The 18,361-nt window shown below is 39.8% G+C and carries 21 protein-coding genes and 1 tRNA gene; 15 read left to right on the top strand and 7 right to left on the bottom strand.

Annotation, left to right across the window (positions count from 1 at the left end; translation table 11 throughout):
- Nucleotides 1-56 precede the first annotated feature (56 nt).
- From J0X13_RS08150 to J0X13_RS08130, 5 genes are all read right to left on the bottom strand, one after another.
- A complete protein-coding gene (locus J0X13_RS08150; protein ID WP_207070964.1) occupies nucleotides 57-521 on the bottom strand; it encodes a hypothetical protein in 465 nt (154 codons plus the stop codon).
- A gap of 91 nt (nucleotides 522-612) precedes the next feature.
- A complete protein-coding gene (gene cls / locus J0X13_RS08145) occupies nucleotides 613-2,034 on the bottom strand; it encodes a cardiolipin synthase (protein ID WP_207070963.1) in 1,422 nt (473 codons plus the stop codon).
- 139 nt (nucleotides 2,035-2,173) lie between these two features.
- Nucleotides 2,174-2,407 carry a hypothetical protein gene (locus J0X13_RS08140; RefSeq protein ID WP_207070962.1) on the bottom strand — a complete coding sequence of 78 codons (234 nt, stop codon included), beginning with the start codon at nucleotides 2,405-2,407 and terminating at the stop codon, nucleotides 2,174-2,176.
- 45 nt (nucleotides 2,408-2,452) lie between these two features.
- Nucleotides 2,453-2,614, bottom strand: a complete 162-nt coding sequence (locus tag J0X13_RS08135) for a DUF1328 family protein (protein WP_207070961.1) — start codon at nucleotides 2,612-2,614, stop codon at nucleotides 2,453-2,455.
- 172 nt (nucleotides 2,615-2,786) lie between these two features.
- Nucleotides 2,787-3,482: an SOS response-associated peptidase gene (locus J0X13_RS08130; protein WP_207070960.1), complete on the bottom strand. Its 696-nt coding sequence runs from the start codon at nucleotides 3,480-3,482 to the stop codon at nucleotides 2,787-2,789.
- A 195-nt stretch (nucleotides 3,483-3,677) separates the two neighbouring features.
- Between J0X13_RS08130 and J0X13_RS08125 the strand changes: the two genes are divergently transcribed.
- Nucleotides 3,678-4,715: a helix-turn-helix domain-containing protein gene (locus tag J0X13_RS08125; RefSeq protein ID WP_207070959.1), complete on the top strand. Its 1,038-nt coding sequence runs from the start codon at nucleotides 3,678-3,680 to the stop codon at nucleotides 4,713-4,715.
- Nucleotides 4,716-4,756: 41 nt separating this feature from the next.
- Here the strand turns inward: J0X13_RS08125 and J0X13_RS08120 are convergent, their stop codons facing one another.
- Complete coding sequence (locus J0X13_RS08120; RefSeq protein WP_207070958.1) at nucleotides 4,757-5,176, bottom strand: hypothetical protein; 420 nt, start codon at nucleotides 5,174-5,176, stop codon at nucleotides 4,757-4,759.
- 95 nt (nucleotides 5,177-5,271) lie between these two features.
- Between J0X13_RS08120 and J0X13_RS08115 the strand changes: the two genes are divergently transcribed.
- The 7 genes from J0X13_RS08115 (at nucleotide 5,272) to J0X13_RS08085 (ending at nucleotide 10,328) form a co-directional block, all read left to right on the top strand.
- Complete coding sequence (locus J0X13_RS08115; RefSeq protein WP_207070957.1) at nucleotides 5,272-5,505, top strand: helix-turn-helix domain-containing protein; 234 nt, start codon at nucleotides 5,272-5,274, stop codon at nucleotides 5,503-5,505.
- 160 nt (nucleotides 5,506-5,665) lie between these two features.
- On the top strand, nucleotides 5,666-6,562 hold the full coding sequence (locus tag J0X13_RS08110) for a hypothetical protein (RefSeq protein ID WP_207070956.1): 897 nt from the start codon (nucleotides 5,666-5,668) through the stop codon (nucleotides 6,560-6,562).
- 162 nt (nucleotides 6,563-6,724) lie between these two features.
- Entirely contained in the window at nucleotides 6,725-7,798 is a 1,074-nt protein-coding gene (locus J0X13_RS08105; RefSeq protein ID WP_207070955.1) for a serine hydrolase domain-containing protein, read from the top strand.
- A 154-nt stretch (nucleotides 7,799-7,952) separates the two neighbouring features.
- The gene (locus J0X13_RS08100; protein WP_207070954.1) at nucleotides 7,953-8,525 is read left to right on the top strand and encodes a hypothetical protein; all 573 of its coding nucleotides are present in this window, start codon (nucleotides 7,953-7,955) and stop codon (nucleotides 8,523-8,525) included.
- 126 nt (nucleotides 8,526-8,651) lie between these two features.
- Nucleotides 8,652-9,173, top strand: a complete 522-nt coding sequence (locus tag J0X13_RS08095) for a hypothetical protein (RefSeq protein WP_207070953.1) — start codon at nucleotides 8,652-8,654, stop codon at nucleotides 9,171-9,173.
- Nucleotides 9,174-9,228: 55 nt separating this feature from the next.
- A complete protein-coding gene (locus J0X13_RS08090) occupies nucleotides 9,229-9,591 on the top strand; it encodes a DUF3592 domain-containing protein (RefSeq protein ID WP_207070952.1) in 363 nt (120 codons plus the stop codon).
- A gap of 125 nt (nucleotides 9,592-9,716) precedes the next feature.
- Entirely contained in the window at nucleotides 9,717-10,328 is a 612-nt protein-coding gene (locus J0X13_RS08085; RefSeq protein ID WP_207070951.1) for a hypothetical protein, read from the top strand.
- 71 nt (nucleotides 10,329-10,399) lie between these two features.
- Here J0X13_RS08085 and J0X13_RS08080 read toward each other — a convergent pair.
- Nucleotides 10,400-10,472, bottom strand: a tRNA-Phe gene (locus J0X13_RS08080).
- Between the two features lie 102 nt (nucleotides 10,473-10,574).
- Here J0X13_RS08080 and J0X13_RS08075 point away from each other — a divergent pair.
- From J0X13_RS08075 to J0X13_RS08045, 7 genes are all read left to right on the top strand, one after another.
- Nucleotides 10,575-11,303 carry a type III pantothenate kinase gene (locus J0X13_RS08075; RefSeq protein WP_207070950.1) on the top strand — a complete coding sequence of 243 codons (729 nt, stop codon included), beginning with the start codon at nucleotides 10,575-10,577 and terminating at the stop codon, nucleotides 11,301-11,303.
- Nucleotides 11,304-12,569 carry a BamG family beta-barrel-assembly machinery protein gene (bamG, locus tag J0X13_RS08070; protein WP_207070949.1) on the top strand — a complete coding sequence of 422 codons (1,266 nt, stop codon included), beginning with the start codon at nucleotides 11,304-11,306 and terminating at the stop codon, nucleotides 12,567-12,569.
- Between the two features lie 103 nt (nucleotides 12,570-12,672).
- Nucleotides 12,673-14,043, top strand: a complete 1,371-nt coding sequence (locus J0X13_RS08065) for a tetratricopeptide repeat protein (protein WP_207070948.1) — start codon at nucleotides 12,673-12,675, stop codon at nucleotides 14,041-14,043.
- Nucleotides 14,043-14,645 carry an LPS export ABC transporter periplasmic protein LptC gene (gene lptC / locus J0X13_RS08060; RefSeq protein ID WP_207070947.1) on the top strand — a complete coding sequence of 201 codons (603 nt, stop codon included), beginning with the start codon at nucleotides 14,043-14,045 and terminating at the stop codon, nucleotides 14,643-14,645. Before J0X13_RS08065 ends, lptC begins: the two co-directional genes overlap by 1 nt.
- Before the next feature lies 1 nt (nucleotide 14,646).
- Nucleotides 14,647-14,850, top strand: a complete 204-nt coding sequence (locus J0X13_RS08055; protein WP_119606555.1) for a hypothetical protein — start codon at nucleotides 14,647-14,649, stop codon at nucleotides 14,848-14,850.
- 2 nt (nucleotides 14,851-14,852) lie between these two features.
- Nucleotides 14,853-16,142: a hemolysin family protein gene (locus J0X13_RS08050; RefSeq protein WP_207070946.1), complete on the top strand. Its 1,290-nt coding sequence runs from the start codon at nucleotides 14,853-14,855 to the stop codon at nucleotides 16,140-16,142.
- Between the two features lie 84 nt (nucleotides 16,143-16,226).
- Nucleotides 16,227-18,347 (top strand): peptidylprolyl isomerase, encoded by a 2,121-nt coding sequence (locus J0X13_RS08045; protein ID WP_207070945.1) that lies wholly within the window; start codon nucleotides 16,227-16,229, stop codon nucleotides 18,345-18,347.
- Nucleotides 18,348-18,361 lie beyond the last annotated feature (14 nt).

Raw genomic sequence — 18,361 nt, 5'->3', positions numbered from 1 at the left:
AAGGGTTAGAAAAGGGCAAATCATAATTTGCCCTTTTTAATATGATTATACTATGTTTAGAACTGGTACCGTAGTCCAAGAGCGATATCCAAATCCAGGTCGTCCGAGTAAGTGTCGTTAAAACCGATCTCGGGCCTCATATCAAGCGAAACCAATAATGGAAAATCAAAATCGTACTCAATACCTATGTCACCTGCTACTAGAGCAAAGGTGCCATCAACTTCTCCGGCGTCAAAAGATCCCAATCCACCACCGGCACCGACATACCAGTTAAATCCTTCGTCAATTGGCATTACCCATTGGTACAGACCCACTAGTTTAAAGGCTTCCACATTGTTGGAATCCCTCCAACCAAGGTCGAATTCCAGTCTATTGTTTTCGTGCAGATAACGTTGATAAGAGATTTCACCTCCAAATCCGTCATTATCGCCCACTCTGATACCCAATGCATTTTTAGATATGCTCTGGGCACTCATGGTGGTTGCTCCGATTAAAAATAGAATTAAAAATAGATTTTTCATGATTGTTTTATTTTGGTACAAAGTTAATCGGGACCCGATATTGACTTGCCTCAAATCAGTTAATGATTGATGCAGACCGTTATTGGGGAAACTATATCAGGGGCTTGAAAAATTTGAAGAGCCCTTCAAGGAATTTTTGCCAAAGGGTTCTGTTCAGGAACCGTTCCAAGGTAACTGGGCTGGCTTTTTCACAGATTTTTTTGAACTCTTCCGTCATTTCCCGATTGATTTCTTTGTTGTACAGTAGAATATTGGTCTCATAGTTGAGTTCAAAGCTGCGAATGTCGAAGTTGCCGGAGCCAATGGAGACCAAGTCATCATCCACGATCATTATTTTGCTGTGGGAGAAGTCGTTCCGTAAATAAATTTTCACCCCTACCTTCAGCAATTCTTCAAAATGGGAAAACATGGCAAATTTGGCTGCCTGGGAATCCGATTTTTTGGGAACCAGAAGGGTGATTTCCACACCTTCGAGCGCGATGATTTTTAAGTTCTGTAAAAACGCTTCACCGGGAACAAAATAGGGGTTGGCTATGCATATGGAACGTTTCGCTTGGTTCATCATGCTTATGTATTGTTGCATAATGGTTGGGTACTTGGAATCCGGTCCGCCAGCGACCACTTGGGCATTGACATGGCCAGCTGCTTGTTGTGCAGCAACATAGTTGGAGATATGAAAATCAGCTTTGTTGCTCGCAAAAAAGTAATCCTTTAAAAAAACAAGGTGCAGATCGTTTACAATGGGGCCTTCCAATTTTAAATGGACGTCTTTCCATTTGCCCAGTCCGTTTTCCCGTTTTATGTATTTGTCGGAAACATTGACCCCTCCGGTAAAAGCCACGGTATTGTCAATGATCACAATTTTTCGGTGGTTTCTAAAATTAAGGGAGAACAACAGGTTCCTTAACCGAATGGGCATAATGGGATATATTTTCACCCCGATATCCTGAAATTGTTTTCTGGGGCGGCCCCGTAATTTATAGCTGCCGAGCGAGTCGTAAATAATTCTGATTTCCACACCCTCTTTGATTTTTCTTTCAAAAAGGTCCAGCATTTTATCCAAGAGCGTGCCCCTCTCCAAAATATAGTATTGCACATGGATAAATTTTTGGGCCTCCTCCATGGCCTTGAACAAGACGTTGAAGGTTTCCCCGCCATCTTGTAAGACCGATACATTATTGCTGGATTTTGCAGTGGTATCGGAACTGGCCTGTATTAATCGGTTGAGCCTCTCCTTTCGGATATCATCATCAAAATGCGCTAAAAACCCTTCTTGCTCGGAAATGTTAGGCTGGGCGAATTTGTTCCTTTTTTCAAATTCCTTGGTGTTATAGAACTTGAACTTTCTGCGGTTCATGCCAAAAAGATAGTAGAGTATGGCCCCTAAAAACGGCAGGATAATGATGGCCAAAGCCCAACTAATGGAACGCGAGGGCCGTCTTCCGTGATAAATAATGGCTCCGATCGCCCAAACGGAAGTTGCAATGTACAGGATGGTTAAAAAGGTCTTCAAAAAAATGGTTGTGTTTCTGTTCTCTAAGGTATGAACGAATATCGGTATATCCGTCCTTTAGTAAAAATAGCGATGAACGCAAACAAAAAAACTCTGGCAACAATTGGCCAGAGTTATGATTTGTCAGTTGAGAAATTGGTTAGGAATCGGTAGCATCCTCGATTTCGTCTTCCACGTCTTCAGCAGCATCTTCCATTTCGTCCCCAACATCTTCTGCGGCATCTTCAAGGTCGTCGGCGGCATCCTCGACCCCATCTTTTACGTCTTCTATGGCCTCTTCGGCCTTATCTTCTTTGGTTTCCCTGCAACTGGCAATACTTAAGGTAAGTACCGTTGCCAAGAGCAATGTAAATATTCGTATCGACTTTTTCATGTAGTTTCTGATTTAAGGTTAATGATTTTTTTTAGTGTGTGTGTTCTATAATTTTTTTCTTCCTGTTATCAACGAAATGATAAACAATACAATAAAAATGAAGAATAGGATTTTGGCTATGCTTGCCGCTCCTGCAGCAATTCCACCAAAGCCGAAAATACCGGCGATAATGGCCAAAATAATAAAGATGACTGTCCAACGTAACATAATGATAGTGTTTAGTGTTAATGCCTGAATATCTCTTAATCAGTACATTACAAATATATTTTATAGGTCTATGTTAGCTTGCCGCTATTCCGTTTTATGTTGACTCAATAGCGGATATGTGTGATTAAAAGGGTGTAAAGTTCTCAGATTAGACTGTTTGGCTGCCTGTTTTTTACTGTTGAGACTCCATTAGCAAGGATTCAATTTGCTGGCTCGGGGCCAAATTTTTCAGAAAGAATCGGTTGTCCAAACGCTCGGCTTCCAAAGCGATTTTATGCGGGTCTCGGACAATTTGTTTCAGCTCATCCGTAGTGGCGTTCTGGTTCAACCATGTTGCAGCCTGTTCTTTGGAAACTATGACCGGGGCCAAATTGCTAATGTTGTGGTAACTGGAAACAAATGGGTCGGTTTTGGTCACCATTACCGCGGTGCACAAAAAACCATCATGTAACATATTGTAGGTGCCTGCCAAATAAAATGGTTTTTCGGAGGGTCGGTAAATATGGTAGCTGTAGGTATTGCCGTTTTCCAGCAGATGCGTGTAAAAACCGGTCACAATAATCAAACAACGTCGTTTTTTGAAGGATTCCTGCATCCAGGCTACGTTTTCCAGTTCCTCCAACTGCACGTTCAAGGTGTTTGCATTATCCTGGAAATTATGCCAATCCTCTTTAAAATCCTGTGGCATGAGCCCCCAAATGGCAAAAGTTATCTCATTGGGTTTTTCCATGGGCACCACACTTAGGTTGATTTCGTGGAAACCATTGATGATAGGGTTTGGCCGGTATAAATTCGGATATCTGAAGGGAATTCCAAACTCTTTTTCTATCGCTTCTTTCCCTGCCTCATTTGAAAGTTTGTAAATCATAATCTTCTTGCATCTAAGAGACAAGTAAGGGTAAACCATCAAAAAACATTGACTCAAACCAATTTAATTGTGTTGCTATTCATTTTTTTATTAAAACTATGATAAAGGTGCGTCCCTATGGTTGTGCACTTGCCAACAAAGCCTATCTTTATGGGTTAAGACCAATGATTGAACAAAAAGTAGGAAGACTTTTTAATGATAAAAATTAAAGTAGACGCCCACGATACCGCAGAATCGGTTGAGCAGATCAAGAATGCCATTGGAGGCGAAATAACTGAAAGATGGGGACAGCATTCCTTAAATGTTTCCAACGATAAGGCAAACGGAAGTATCCGTTTTATCACTTTTGACTGGGGTGTGAGTTTATTGGAACTCGACATCACTTTTTTTGATGAGGTACTGATTGAGGTGGATACTTCGGACTTTAACCCCATTAGCTTTTATTACTGTTTGGAAGGGTATTGCGGACATAAGTTCGGGTACCAGCCGGAAGACGATATTAAGATCATGGAGCAGTTCCAATCGGTGATCCTGACCAATCGCGATGGCGGGATAACGGACAGATACTTTCCCAAGGACATAAAAATAAGTCAGACGGTGATACAGGTGCGCAGGAAACCCTTTTTGCGCAAAAGGTTGAACCAAGGGGAGGAACTCAACAAACAGCTCTACAAGGTGTTTTTGGATACCGATCACGAAAAGGTATTTGCCTATTATGGATCGTACAACCTTAAGATTGCCGAGGTAATGGGAGAAATAAAAAAGATCAAGGCAAAGGGAATGGTCCGTATTATGATGATCGAGGGGTATGTGTACCAGATCCTGTCCATGCACATGATCCAGCATAACAAGGAGGTGCAGAACAAAAGGCCCCAGACCAGTTTGCTGAAAAGGGAATTGAAGAAGATCCGTAGCTATGCCAAAAAAATAGAGAAGAACATTGCAAAGGACTTTTCTTTGGAAGACATTTCTGCCGAAACCGGCCTTACCCAAGCAAAGCTGCAAGAAGGGTTTAAACTGCTTTACAACAAAACGGTTACCGAGTACATACGCCATGCAAGGTTGGAACTTGCCCGCGATTACATTGCCACTACCGAAATGAACATTTCCGAAGTGGTCTATTCCATTGGTTTTACCAGTAGGAGCTACTTTTCCAAGATCTTTAAGGAGAAATACGGCTTGAGCCCGAGTGAATTCAAGAACAGCAAAAAAAGCGCTGAGGTTGTAGGGTAACAATTACCTATCTGCCCAACAAATTCCCCACCAAAGGGCGTTCAACACTGTTCCAGTTTACAAATTTCCTGGTACACATGGGTTACCGCTACACAATGTAAGGGGTCCGGGGCATCTATGGTAAAGGATAGCTGCAATTGCTCCCCATCCACGTACAGTTTGCCATGGCTCAAGGGCCGGGGCAGGGACCGCATGCTAATATGTTGGCACTCCCCAACATGGGGCATTCGGAATTGAAAGGAAAAACTGAACACCAGATGGTCCAACACCGTGAGTTCCGCTACGCCTTGGTGTAGGGTTTTATGGAGGGCGATACGGCCATGCTGCCGCTGCACTTGGTTAAGGAACTGCCCGTTTTGGTGGTTACGGATGCTAAGGTTTGCAAAGGTGATCTGCAGGGGTGCAGGGGAGCTTTGGTTTAGAAAGTCGGTAAAAGTGGATAATACGGGAATGGGTGGCATAGTACGTGATTTTAATGAACGGGATTCTTCAAAATTACATAAAATGACGTTTACGTCATTAATTTCGACATTCAAAATTTTGACATTGCTATCGTATGATGGACAAAGACGACCAAAATGTTGATTTTTTGAAGGACTTAGCCCGCCGGATTAAGGGGTTGAGAGAAACCCGAAATCTTACCCAAGAAGATGCATACAATGACACGGGAATCCATTTTGGACGAATAGAAACTGGTAAATGGGACCCGAAATTCAGTACCATCAAAAGAATCTCCGCATATTTTAATTTAACTATCACAGAATTTTTTGCTGAAGGTTTTGATGAATAGCATGCCATCATCTTATCTAATTTAGTGAAGTAAAAAACAACACCAATTATCGGTTTTATTCCTATTTTGGGTGTGTAGAGATGTATTTTACATCTATATAAACAAGTTGTGCAATAATTAAAACTCATTAAAGCTTCTCTAAAACCATAAACAAATTCCAATGAGCAGTATTCAGGACATGAATAATCGCATGAAGCAAAATCGGAATTTGCGACCTTCAAAACGCCCAAAATTCAAGGGAAATAATAGAGAAACGCTATACACAGAATTAAGCCCAAAGGACAAACCAAAATTCAAAGAGTTTTCGGAGTTTCAAGTAAGAAATGCCATTGATAAATTCAAAAAGAAATCAAAGTCTGAAAAACGCATGGAATTGGTGGTTTTATCAACATTTTTTGGAATAATAATAATCGCCTTTTTGATTTCCTCAATAATTTCTAAAAAAGACAGTCCAAGGAAAACTAAAGTGAGTAAATCGAGTTATAGGTACAAAAGAACTCCACCGACAATATGGACTGGAAAATTATATGAGCCTATTAGAATTCCAAATTCGGACCTCTTTTATATTCCGATGGTTGGAAACTTGGACTATGTTGATTTAGAGCGAACCTATCAAATACCCAGCTCAAACATGGTTGTTAAGTATACCAGTAATATTTTATTTCTGGACAAGGACTGTAAAATTATCAATAAGCTACTATCCAAAAATGGCTCCATTAAGTATATGAATGTTATTCCCAGAAATGAAGAATCGAAAGCCAAAAAAATCATATATAGCTTAACACCGGATGAACCGAATGTACTTGGGAAAATATATAATCTCGAAAAACACTTTTTTTATATTTCGGACATAGACGGGGAGAACTTAACAAAAATTACAGACCGTGAAGTGAAAAGCTTTAAATGGGACGATGGGAGAAAGGAAATTCTATTTTACTTTTTTTACAATAAGAGAATGAACGATAGCCTTCATGGAGCATTTAATATTGAGTCAAATAAATTTAGGCTAACTAGCAAACAAAAAGAAACTAAAAACGTTGCACAGGAAGAGCTATAATTCATTGTTCCTCCTGCCTTGAACTAAATTCCCTACTTTTAAGACTTTTAAGAAAACAAAAAACGAGATCATAACCGAGACCGTTACCTGCAAGCTATCAAAACGATAGCGACATTATTAACAATAAGAACAGTATTAAATTCTTGCCATTCCCAGATACCGATGGATTTAAATGAAATTGATAAGATATTAACCGACCAAGTAGAAAGTGGCAAGACGCCTTCTGCCCAATACTACTTTTTTGACAAAGACAGTGTCATAAAATCATTTCAAGTTGGTTTATCTGACATTTCTAAAGAAATTAAAGTCGATTCATCAACAACATACAACGCTTTTTCCGTTACTAAAACTTTTACAGCCTTGGCAGTTTTGCAGTTAGCTGAAAATGGTGAAATTGACATAAATTCGGCCGTTAGCCAATACCTTTCCGATTTTATTTATGGAGAAGAAATTACCGTAAAACAACTTCTAAATCACACAGGTGGATTACCAAATCCGATACCACTCAATTGGATCCATTTAGACACAGAGCACAAAACATTTGACAGGCACACTTTCTTCAAATCTATTTTGGAAAAGAATAATAAGACAAGGTCTGAACCCAACGCAAAATTTTCTTATTCGAATTTGGGCTATGTTGTTTTGGGAGAACTAATTGAAGATGTATCAGGAGAAACATATGAAGACTATATCACCAAGCATATAATTAATAAGCTGCCAATCGATTCAAATGATTTGACTTTTGAGATTGTCAACAAAAAGAGACATGCTAAGGGCTATCACAAAAAACTGTCTTTTTCTAATCTCATACTTGGCTTTTTGATGAACAAGTCGAAATATATGGGAGAAAGCGAGGGTAAATGGCGTTCATTTAAAAGCTTTTATATAAATGGACCATCATATGGCGGACTTATCGGAACTCCCACATCTTTTATCGCCTACCTTCAGGAAATGCTGAAAACCAATAGCGACTTGCTTTCAGATGAGTATAAACAAATGCTCTTTCGAGAAAACATGACTCATAAAGGAAAAAATACAGGAATGTGTTTGTCGTGGTTTTCAGGAGACCTTGACGGCAAAAAGTATGTTGCACACGCAGGTGGTGGTGGCGGATATTATTGCGAGATAAGAGTTTATCCAGACTTGAAAAAAGGTAGTGTACTATTCTTTAATCGAACAGGAATGTCAGACGAAAGATTCTTGGACAAATTGGATAAATATTTTATGAATGAATAAAGCCAGCAGGTAACAATGTATATAAAAAATAGGCGGAGGAGTAATAAAATCAAGGCTTTTGGCTCGTATCAAACTTTAGACTTAACCGAAATTGAAGTGCTTCGAAATCGCCTACATTTCACATACTGAACCGTTACAGTAATTTTGACCCTAAATGAAAAAAACCTTTATTTTCAAAATTCTTCTACTCACGCTCTTTATTCTCGGATGTAATTCAAAAAATCGCTCTAAACTAGAAGATAAAGGAGCGGAACTGGAAAAAACAACTACTAAAAAAGAGCCTAAAGTATTTGAATCGGATTTTTTTGAGTTCGATTTGTCGTTTACTGATTTCAATCATGCTAAAACACAATTTGGGACAATAACTTTTAATGAAGATGGAGATTTTGAATCAGTAAACAATCTTTCAAATACGATAGAAATTGGAAGACTTCCTAAAATGACGGAGCAGGAAAGAACAGAATTCATAATAAGCCTATACCCAACAGGAGATGATACTTATGAGGAAATAAAATCTACACAAATCCAAAATACGGTTATCGGAAATTATAATGCTAATATTTTGGACACACCATATGTCTTTGACAATGTTGAGGGAATTATGTATTTCGTAATACTTGACGGAGAAGAATGGAGTCTGGCTTTTACTGGCCGAGCATTTGGAGATGGAAAGCAAGACTTATTAGAAAAGTATAAGAAAACAGTAAAGTCAATTCGACTTAAATAAAAAACTACTGACAATACTGGGTTGTAATTCGTTGTTCCCTTCTGCCTTGAACTAAATTCCCTACTTTTAAGAAAGCTAATAACGAGATCATAACCGAGACAGTTCTATTGCATTTGAAAAAATTAAATGAAGATAATTCCGTCTGATAAAATTGAAATATTAAGTACTCTTTCAAATCAAGAAGTAAGAAAAATATTAGCGGAAAATATCCGACCGAAAAAAGGGTTGAAAATTGGATTTAACAAATATCAAGGAAAGGAATTATTTGAAGGAAATTTTGAACAAGACAGGTTTGAAATACAGCGAATAATAACTGGAAGGAATTCTTTTCTCCCTCAAATCAAAGGACAAATTCAACCCAACATAAATGGAACTAAATTAGTTGCGGATTTAAAAGTTCACACTTTTGTAATAGCATTTATGCTGTTCTGGCTGACTTTCATTGGATTTGCCCTTATCATGGGAATTATAGGAGTTATAAGTCAAGGTGCCAATCCTATTTTATTGATTTTCCCATTAATAATGATTGGATTTGGAATTGGGCTGGTCCATTACGGATTTAATGCCCAAAAAGACAAGTCTATAAATGACTTAAAGAGAATTATAAACGGACAACTAAATGAAAAAGCGTTTGTCAAAAATGTATAACCGTAATTAAACTGACGGTTATACGGCCCCGTTGGTGGGAATTAAAACCAGATAATTGAGCACAAAAAATAAATTATACTTACTAATCGGAATTGGTTTAGGGCTTTTCATTGTCTATTGGCTTGGAAACAATTTTTGGAGTAAAAATATGCTGGAAAAGGATGGTATAATTACTACAGGACAAGTTGTTGATTTTAAACACAATCAAAAATCCGCCTATACTTACTATTATATCTATTACGTCAAAGGAAAAAAATATAGGACAAATAAAGCCAGTTCTTACTTTGAGTGTGATGGAAATAATTCTGGATGTGTCGGAAAAAAATTTAAGGTAATCTATTCTAAATCAAATCCAGAGGTCAGCGATATCGATTTGGAATCAAACAATAAATTTAAAAGAGGTAGATTTTTTTATTAATAACTGATACCAACACCGGCCATAATCCATTGCTCCCTTCTGCCTTGAACTAAATTCCCTACTTTTAAGAAAACCAATAACGAAATTATAGCCGAGATCCTTTTGGGAAACTAATACCATCCATTATGAAGACAAAATCACCTCTAGTTTTTTCAACATTATCTTTTGCTTTCATTATACTGCTCGTATGGTTTATTGGTATTGGTAAACCTGGAACTGAATGGAGTGAAAATATTGAATTGTTAAATCAAAGTTGGAATGACTTCAACTCATTCAGCACTATATGGCGTCTTGAGGCTTTGGTTGTTTGTGGGATTGCTTGGGCGTCCTTCAATTTATCATCATTATCCAAGTGGTGGAATCTGGTTGCAGTGGGACATATTTTAATGCTCACAGAATACATTTTTATGCTAGGTGGGTACAAACACGTAACCTCCGAAGAAATGTTTCAAGTCTTGAATGAAATGGCCAATTGGGCTTTTATTGCCTCCAATCTTATTTGGGTTGTTGGTATGCTTGGGGTCTTCTGGCAAGAATCTAAATTCGTAAAAATTGTTGGTGTCGTTCTCTCTGCCTTGGCCACACTTTTGATAGGAACAGTTTATTTTGGTTTAAGCGAACAAACGCAGCTTTTGTCCATTGCAATGCCTGTAATTTTATTGCTTTATGCGTTTAATTGTTACTATGGCATTCTAATCTTCAAAAGATTAAAAGGACAACAGCTAACAACGGAATAAAAATATGCCGGCTGCTAATTTGATTTTACGTAAAACAAAAAACCCACAAACCAAGTTTGCGGGTTTTTTTGTGGTACCTCCAGGAATCGAACCAGGGACACACGGATTTTCAGTCCGTTGCTCTACCAACTGAGCTAAGGTACCAAGCTTTATTAAGCGGGTGCAAATATAATTTCAAAATTAGGATATACAAACAAAAACCCGAAAAAAAGGTTCTGATTTTTTCCAATTCCCGACCTTTGTACCATGAATCTGGTTATCGATATAGGGAATACGCTGATCAAATACGCTGTTTTTGAGAACAGAAGGATCATCTACGACCACAGCTTTGAGTCGGGACTGTTCCTTTCCAAGATAAAGGAACTGTTCGAGAAATATCCACGGATCAACCATGCCATTATATCATCGGTCGGTAAACTGGACCGTAAAGAAAGGGATGTAGTGGCTCTTTTCTGCAAAGTGCACGTGCTCACCAGCCAATCCAAAGTTCCCTTTAAAAACAGTTATGCCACTCCTACAACTTTGGGGGTGGATAGGATTGCCCTGGCCACTGCGGCCTATTACCAAAACACCAGGGGCAATACCTTGGTCATTGATGCCGGAACCTGCATTACCTACGATATGGTGAACAATTATGGCGAGTATGTCGGAGGGGCCATTTCGCCCGGTATTCGGATGCGGTACAACGCCATGCACAACCAAACCGCGGGGCTTCCTTTGTTGGAACCCGAGGAGCTGCTCGATTTTATCGGGAACTCAACGGAATCCTGCATGCACAGTGGTGTGATCAACGGGGTGGCCCAAGAAGTGGATGGGGTGATCGATCAATATCAATCCCGTTTTCAAGATTTAACAGTTATTTTAACAGGCGGAGACTCCCATTTTTTTGCCAAAAGGCTAAAAAACACCATATTTGCGAACTCCAAATTTCTCTTGGAGGGACTTAATTGCCTACTGGAATACAACACAAACTGAATGATTAAAAAAATTCTGATCGCTTTTTTTTGCGTTACTGCCCATGGTTTGTTCGCACAAAATGGAACCATTTCGCCCTATTCTTACTTCGGAATAGGTGACCACAGGGACAACGGTTCGGTGGACAATCAAATGATGGGCGGTATAAGTATGTATGGAGACAGTATCCATATCAATTTGACCAATCCAGCGGCATACTCCAAGCTTAGATTAACAGCATATACGGCAGGGCTTTCCCATAAAGAGTACAGATTAAAGGACTGGACAGAGGAGCAAAATGTTTCCAAAACCAACTTGGATTACCTTTCCATTGGTTTCCCGATCGCAAAGAATGCAGGCTTCGGTTTTGGCATTATGCCCTATTCCTCTGTAGGGTATAACTTGAATGCAACTTCTATAAATGGTCAGGGTTCCGAAGTCACCAACGTGTATACGGGATCAGGTGGCCTCAATAGATTGTATGCCTCCGTAGGGTTCGAACCTATCAAATACCTGAGTCTAGGGATAACGGCCAATTTTAATTTTGGTACGCTGGAATATGAAAGGGTGCAAAGTGTGGAAGGGGTGCAGTTTGGGACTTTGGACAATCGGGAGTCCAAGGTAAACGGATACGATTTTAAATATGCCTTAAACTATAATCCTATTATTAAGGATAAATACACGCTCTATACCTCTGTTTTGGTAAATACCCAGGGTAATTTGGTCTCCAAGAACAACCAGCGCTTGGGATCGTTTTCGTTGGATACAGGTGCCAATGTAGAAGTGGTCGATGTAAACCTGGACGCATCCAACTTAAGGAACACCGAGCTGAAAATACCGACCAGAACAACGGTTGGTCTTGGTTTTGGAGAAAACAAAAAATGGTTTCTTGGGGGAGAGTACAGTTTTCAAAAAATGAGCGATTTTGAAAATACGTTCCTCGGCTTGGAGAATGTGACCTATAACGATGCGAGCACGTATGCTTTTGGAGGGTACTGGATTCCTGACTATCGACCCCTTTCAAGCTACTTTAAACGGGTTACATACCGTGCCGGGCTTAGGTACGATGTAAGCGGTTTAACGGTCAACAATAAAGAAATTAACAACTTTGGCATAACTTTTGGATTAGGTTTACCGATTGGCGGGAACTTCTCCAATCTAAACCTAGGTTTTGAACTGGGAAGACGTGGAACAACCGATGCAAACCTAATAGAGGAAAGTTATTTTAAAGTCAACATAGGCTTATCGTTAAATGATAGATGGTTTAGACAAAGAAAAATAAATTGATAGCCCTATTTTTTAAAAATTTGATAAATAACCACCCATAGAAGGTCCTGCAAGAGGATTTTTTAATGAAAATTTGTACTTTAACAGCTTTAAAATTAGTAAGATGAAAAAGAGACACTACTTAACAATGATAATGGTCACCATGTTGGCGGGATTAAGTATGGCCCAAGCGCAGAACCCCGAGTGTATGACCAATCTGTCGATTTATGCAGAACACGTAAAGGTGAAAAATTATGATGCAGCTTATGAACCATGGAAAATGGTTTACGAAAGTTGCCCGGACATTAACAAGGCGAATTTCTCTTATGGGGAGCGAATCTTGAAAGCGAAGGTTGAAAGTTCAACAGGAGCTGAAAAGGATGCATACATCCAAGATTTGTTGGACTTGTACGATAACAGTCTTAAGTATTTCCCAACAAATTACACCAAGGCAGGTGTTGCCATCGACAAAGCTTTGTTGATGTACGAGAACAAAATGGCTTCTGATGAGGAGTTGTTCAATTTGCTGGATACAGCTTTTCAAGAAGATCAGTCCAACTTTAAGAACCCAAGAGCCTTATATCTTTATTTCTCTAGCTTGGTGGATTTGCACGATGCCGGTAAAAAAGACCTTCAAGACGTATTTACAACATACGATGATGTTACCGGAAGAATCGAAGAAGAAAACAAAAAACTTACGGATATAGTAACTAAACTTCTTCCAAAGGATTCTTTGGGCACCTTGACTTCAAAAGAGAAAAGAGCCCTTAGGGTTGCTACGGTAAACTCTGAGTCTTTTGGTAAAGTGGCAAGCAGTGTAGATTCCAAATTGGGTGCACTTGCAGATTGCGACAATCTTATTCCATTGTACGAAAAGAGTTTCGAGGAAAAGAAAGGTGATGTAAAGTGGGTTAAGCGTGCCGTAGGAAGAATGTTCTCCAAAGAATGTACCGATGATCCAATGTTCAGAAAATTGTTCGAGGCCCAGTTGGCGCTAGACCCATCTGCCGATGCATATATGTACGGAGGTGTGCTTAAACAAAAGTCTGGAGATATGAACGGTGCACTTGCTGACTTCAACAAAGCGGTAGAGTTGGAAACTGATTCCTATAAGAAATCCGACATCCTTTATAAAATTGCCACTACTGTTAGAAATAGCAGCAAGTCACAGGCAAGAAGTTACGCACTTAAAGCTATTGATGCCAACCCTGCAAACGGTAAGGCATATTTGTTGATCGCCAACCTGTATGCGACCAGCGCCAATGCCTGTGGTAGTACACCGTTCGAAAAGAGAGCGATTTACTGGAGAGCTGCCGACATGGCAAGAAAAGCCGGTAGAGTAGATCCTGCTTTGAGTAGTAGAGCAAGTCAAACTGCAGCAAGTTATGCTGCCAAGGCTCCATCCAAAGAAATGATTTTCAGCTCAGGAAAAGCTGGTCAATCCATTTCCTTCAGCTGTTGGGTAGGCGGTAGTGTTACAGTACCTAACTTGTAGTGAAATACACATCAAAACATATTTTAAAGAGCTTTGCCACGGTTTTTACCGTGGCAATCCTTTTTATATCCTGTGGTGATGACTACGAGAGGGTTGGGGAAGAAGCGGTAAAACCCTTATTTCCGCAGGGTATGGCCCAAAACTTTACCTTGACTTATACCGAGACCATGGAGGCCATGGGAACCCAGGACTCTGCAAATACCAGGGTAATAGCGGTTCTTACCAGTCCGATATCCGAGGATTTTGATAATCAAAGATTTAAATTCCGTACTTTTCCTAAAGGGCTTCAAGTTGATTTTTATGATGAAAAAAATCAGAAAAGTGTGATTGTTGCGGATTACGGTATTGTATATTCACAGACCAATTTGATAGATTTGCAAGGGAATGTTGTTGTGGAAACGCATGACGGTAAAAAGCTGGAGACCGACCAATTATATTTTGATAGAAAGAACAATTGGGTTTTTACCGAAGCCGCTTTTACATATACCAACCCCGAAGATGGTACCGTAATGGATGGTGAAGGAATGGATTTTAATAAGGACTTTACCTTTTTCAAGGCCCATAAAACTTACGGCCTGATGACGATTAAAGAAGAAGAATAGCATGATCAAGATTTTAAGATACACAGAATACCTTTATTTGGCGGTAGCCGCCATTTCCATATATAAGATTGCCACACTTTGGAGCATAAATCCAAAGGATACCTACATATTTATCTTCTTTGCAGTTGTATCTATCGCCATGTTCGTTTTTAGAAGAAGATATAGGAAACGTTTTGAACAGCGAAAAAAGGATAATCAACAATAGCATTGGATTCTTCCATTATCATCATCGTTCTTTCCCTGCTGTTTTCAGCATTTTTTTCCGGAATGGAGATCGCCTTCGTTTCGGCCAACAGGATCCATATTGAAATAGAGAAAAAACAAGAGGGTTTCCTGGCCAAGGTGCTTACGTGGCTTACGGATAAACCATCAAAATTTATTGCCACCATGCTCATTGGCAACAATATAGCATTGGTCATATACGGTCTTTTTATGGGTGATCTGTTAATGGAATGGTTTCAGGGAATGCTTCCTACCGATTATCCGTTTCTTAATGTATTGCTGACCGATTTCAGCTTGCTGTCACAAACCATTATATCTACACTCTTGATCTTGTTGACCGCGGAGTTTCTGCCAAAAGTGTTCTTCCAAATTTATGCCAATGCACTGCTAAAGGTATTTGCGGTACCCGCCTATTTTTTTTATCTCTTGTTTTCGGGCATTTCATGGTTCGTGATTAAAGTTTCGGATTTTATTTTAAAAATATTTTTCAAGGACAAAGGGGATGAAGTACAATTGTCCTTTACAAAACTGGAACTTGGAGATTATATCACCGAACAAATGGAAACCGTGGAAGAAGAGGATGATGTGGATTCCGAGATCCAGATTTTTCAGAATGCATTGCAATTTTCAACGGTAAAAGCACGGGAGGTGATGGTTCCCCGTACCGAAATCACCGCCGTGGAACAGAACGAGACACCCAAAAACCTGACCAAGCTCTTTACGGAAACGGGCTATTCCAAAATCTTGATTTTTAAGGAAAGCATCGACGAGATTATCGGGTATGTACATTCCTATGAGCTCTTCAAAAAACCAAAGACCATTAAAAGCATACTGCTGCCCGTTGAGTTTGTTCCAGAAACCATGCTCATCCAGGATATTTTGAATGTGTTGACCAAAAAACGAAAAAGTATGGCGGTTGTTCTCGATGAATATGGAGGCACATCCGGAATTTTAACGGTCGAGGACATTATAGAGGAGCTTTTTGGGGAAATTGAAGATGAACACGATTCCACAGATTTATATGAAGAGCAAATAAGTGAGAACGAGTATAAGTTTTCAGCTCGAATGGAGGTCGATTACGTTAACGAAAACTATAAACTTGAACTTCCGGAAGGGGAAGAATACGAGACGTTGGGAGGATTGATCGTCAACCAAACAGGGGAAATACCGGAGCAGGATTCAGAAGTCACGGTAGATAATTTTACTTTCAAGATTTTGGAGGTGTCCAATACCAAAATAGATTTGGTAAGTGTGCGCGTTCATGCTGAAGATTAATAATTTCCGACCCTTTTTTAGCTTTCCTATTTGAAAAGAAAGTGGTATTTTCGCCCACTGAATTTAAAGAAAACAAGCAGTAAAATGGCAATATTAGAGAATATTAGAAAACGAACAACAGTTCTGATTCTAATTATTGGTTTGGCGTTGTTCGCATTCGTAATATCAGGAGTATTCAGCAGTAACAATTTTGCTGGTGGAAAAGTGGGCTCCTCGGTTGCAGAGGTAAATGGAGAAAATATTCCGATTGACGAGTTTCGAGCGCAAGTAGAAACAGCTTCCAGAAGATATGGACCCACAGTTACATCCACACAGTTGGTAAACATGGTTTACGAGCAAGAGGTAAGAAAAACCATTTTGAACCAACAGTTCGAAGATTTGGGAATTGATGTGGAAAGCGATCAGATCGTTGATTTCGTAAGAACATCCGGATATGCCCAAATTCCAGACTTTCAAGATGAAAATGGAGTTTTTAACGCGGAAGTATTTAAAAGTACCATTGCGGACTGGAGAGCCAACGACCCTTTGCGTTACGATGCTTGGTTGCAAGATGAGGCATCCATTATCCAAGCGGCCAAAGAACGTATGTATTTCAACTTGGTAAAAGGAGGGGTGACTGCTACCCTTACAGAAGGCGAATTGGATTACAATATGGCCAATGACAAAATTGACCTTCAGTATGTACGTATACCTTACACCTCTATTGAAGATAGTGAAATTGAAGTTTCCAAAAGCGAGATTCAATCTTACATAAACGACCACAAGGCAATGTTCCAGCAAGATAAAGCACGTGACATTCGCTTTGTGTATTTTGAAGAAAAGCCATCTGCTGAGGATGAGAGCAATGTAAAAGATGGGATTACTGCATTGATGGACGATTCTGTTGAATATTCAGAAGCAAAGGATGCCAACGATACTATTCTTGGTTTTAGAAATACCAACGATATGGCAGCTTTCCTTGATCGATACTCAGATACTAAATTTGATACCATATACAAAGCCAAAAGAGACTTGCCTTCAGTAGTGGCGGACACATTAATGGCCATGAATGTTGGTGAAGTATTTGGACCATACAAGGATGGGGATTTTTATAAAGTTTCCAAGATTATGGACAAGAAGGCCAATGGAACGGTAAAAGCAAGTCATATCCTAATTACTTGGGAAGGGGCAGAACGTGCCAACCCATCTATAACCAGAACCAAAGAAGAGGCAGAGGCCGAGGCAGAAAGATTGTTGGCCGAAGCCAGAAAAGAAGATGCCGTCTTTACAGCTTTGGCAAGAGAAAATTCCGATGGGCCTTCCGCTCCTCGTGGAGGGGATCTTGGTTATTTTCAAGAAGGTGTTATGGCGGACGAGTTCAACGATTTTTGCTTCGGTAACCCAACGGGAACAGTTGGTTTGGTAGAAACCCAGTTTGGGTATCATGTGATTAAAATAGACGATAAGCAAGATGTGGTTCAAATTGCCACTTTGGCAAGGGAAATAGAACCATCCGAAGAAACCATCAACACCTTGTTTACGGATGCTACCAAATACGAAATGGCCGTGATGGACGCGGAGCCAGAAAATTTTGGTGACATTGCAAAAGAAAGCAACTACACTGTTAGACCTGTAAACAAAATAAAGGAGATGGAGGAGAACCTTCCTGGTCTTGGCTCTCAGCGTAGTATTGTTCAGTGGGCGTTTAACGATGACACCAGTGTTGGCGACATCAAACGTTTCAACGTAAACAACGGTTATGCCGTAGTACAGTTGACCAAGAAGTATAAAAAAGGACTTATGGCTCCCGAGGATGCTTCTGCGAGTGCATTGCCAGCCATTAGAAAAGAGCGTAAGGCAGCGCAAATCATTGCGGCCAACGAAGGGAAAACCATGGAAGCCATCGCATCGGATAACAATGTTACCCAAAATACCGCTTCAGCGGTTACCTTGTCCTCACCAACCATACCCGGAGCTGGCAGGGAACCTTTTGTTGTTGGAAAGGCCTTTTCCATGGAACAAGGGCAAACCTCAGATTTGATCGAAGGTAATAGTGGCGTGTTCATGATACAAGTGACCAACAAAACCGAAGCACCGGATGTGGAAAACTACAGTACCTATGCCCAAAACTTACAGGGTGGTACGGCTGCACGTGTAAATGGAGCAGTTTACAATGCTTTAAAAGACAAAGCTGAGATAGAAGATAAAAGGGCTACGTTTTATTAACAGGATTTAGCAAA

Source organism: [Muricauda] lutisoli (nom. illeg.), from assembly GCF_017313105.1.
In the GTDB taxonomy this organism is placed as follows: Bacteria; Bacteroidota; Bacteroidia; order Flavobacteriales; family Flavobacteriaceae; genus Flagellimonas; species Flagellimonas lutisoli.
This window is presented reverse-complemented; position numbering and strand designations above follow the sequence as displayed.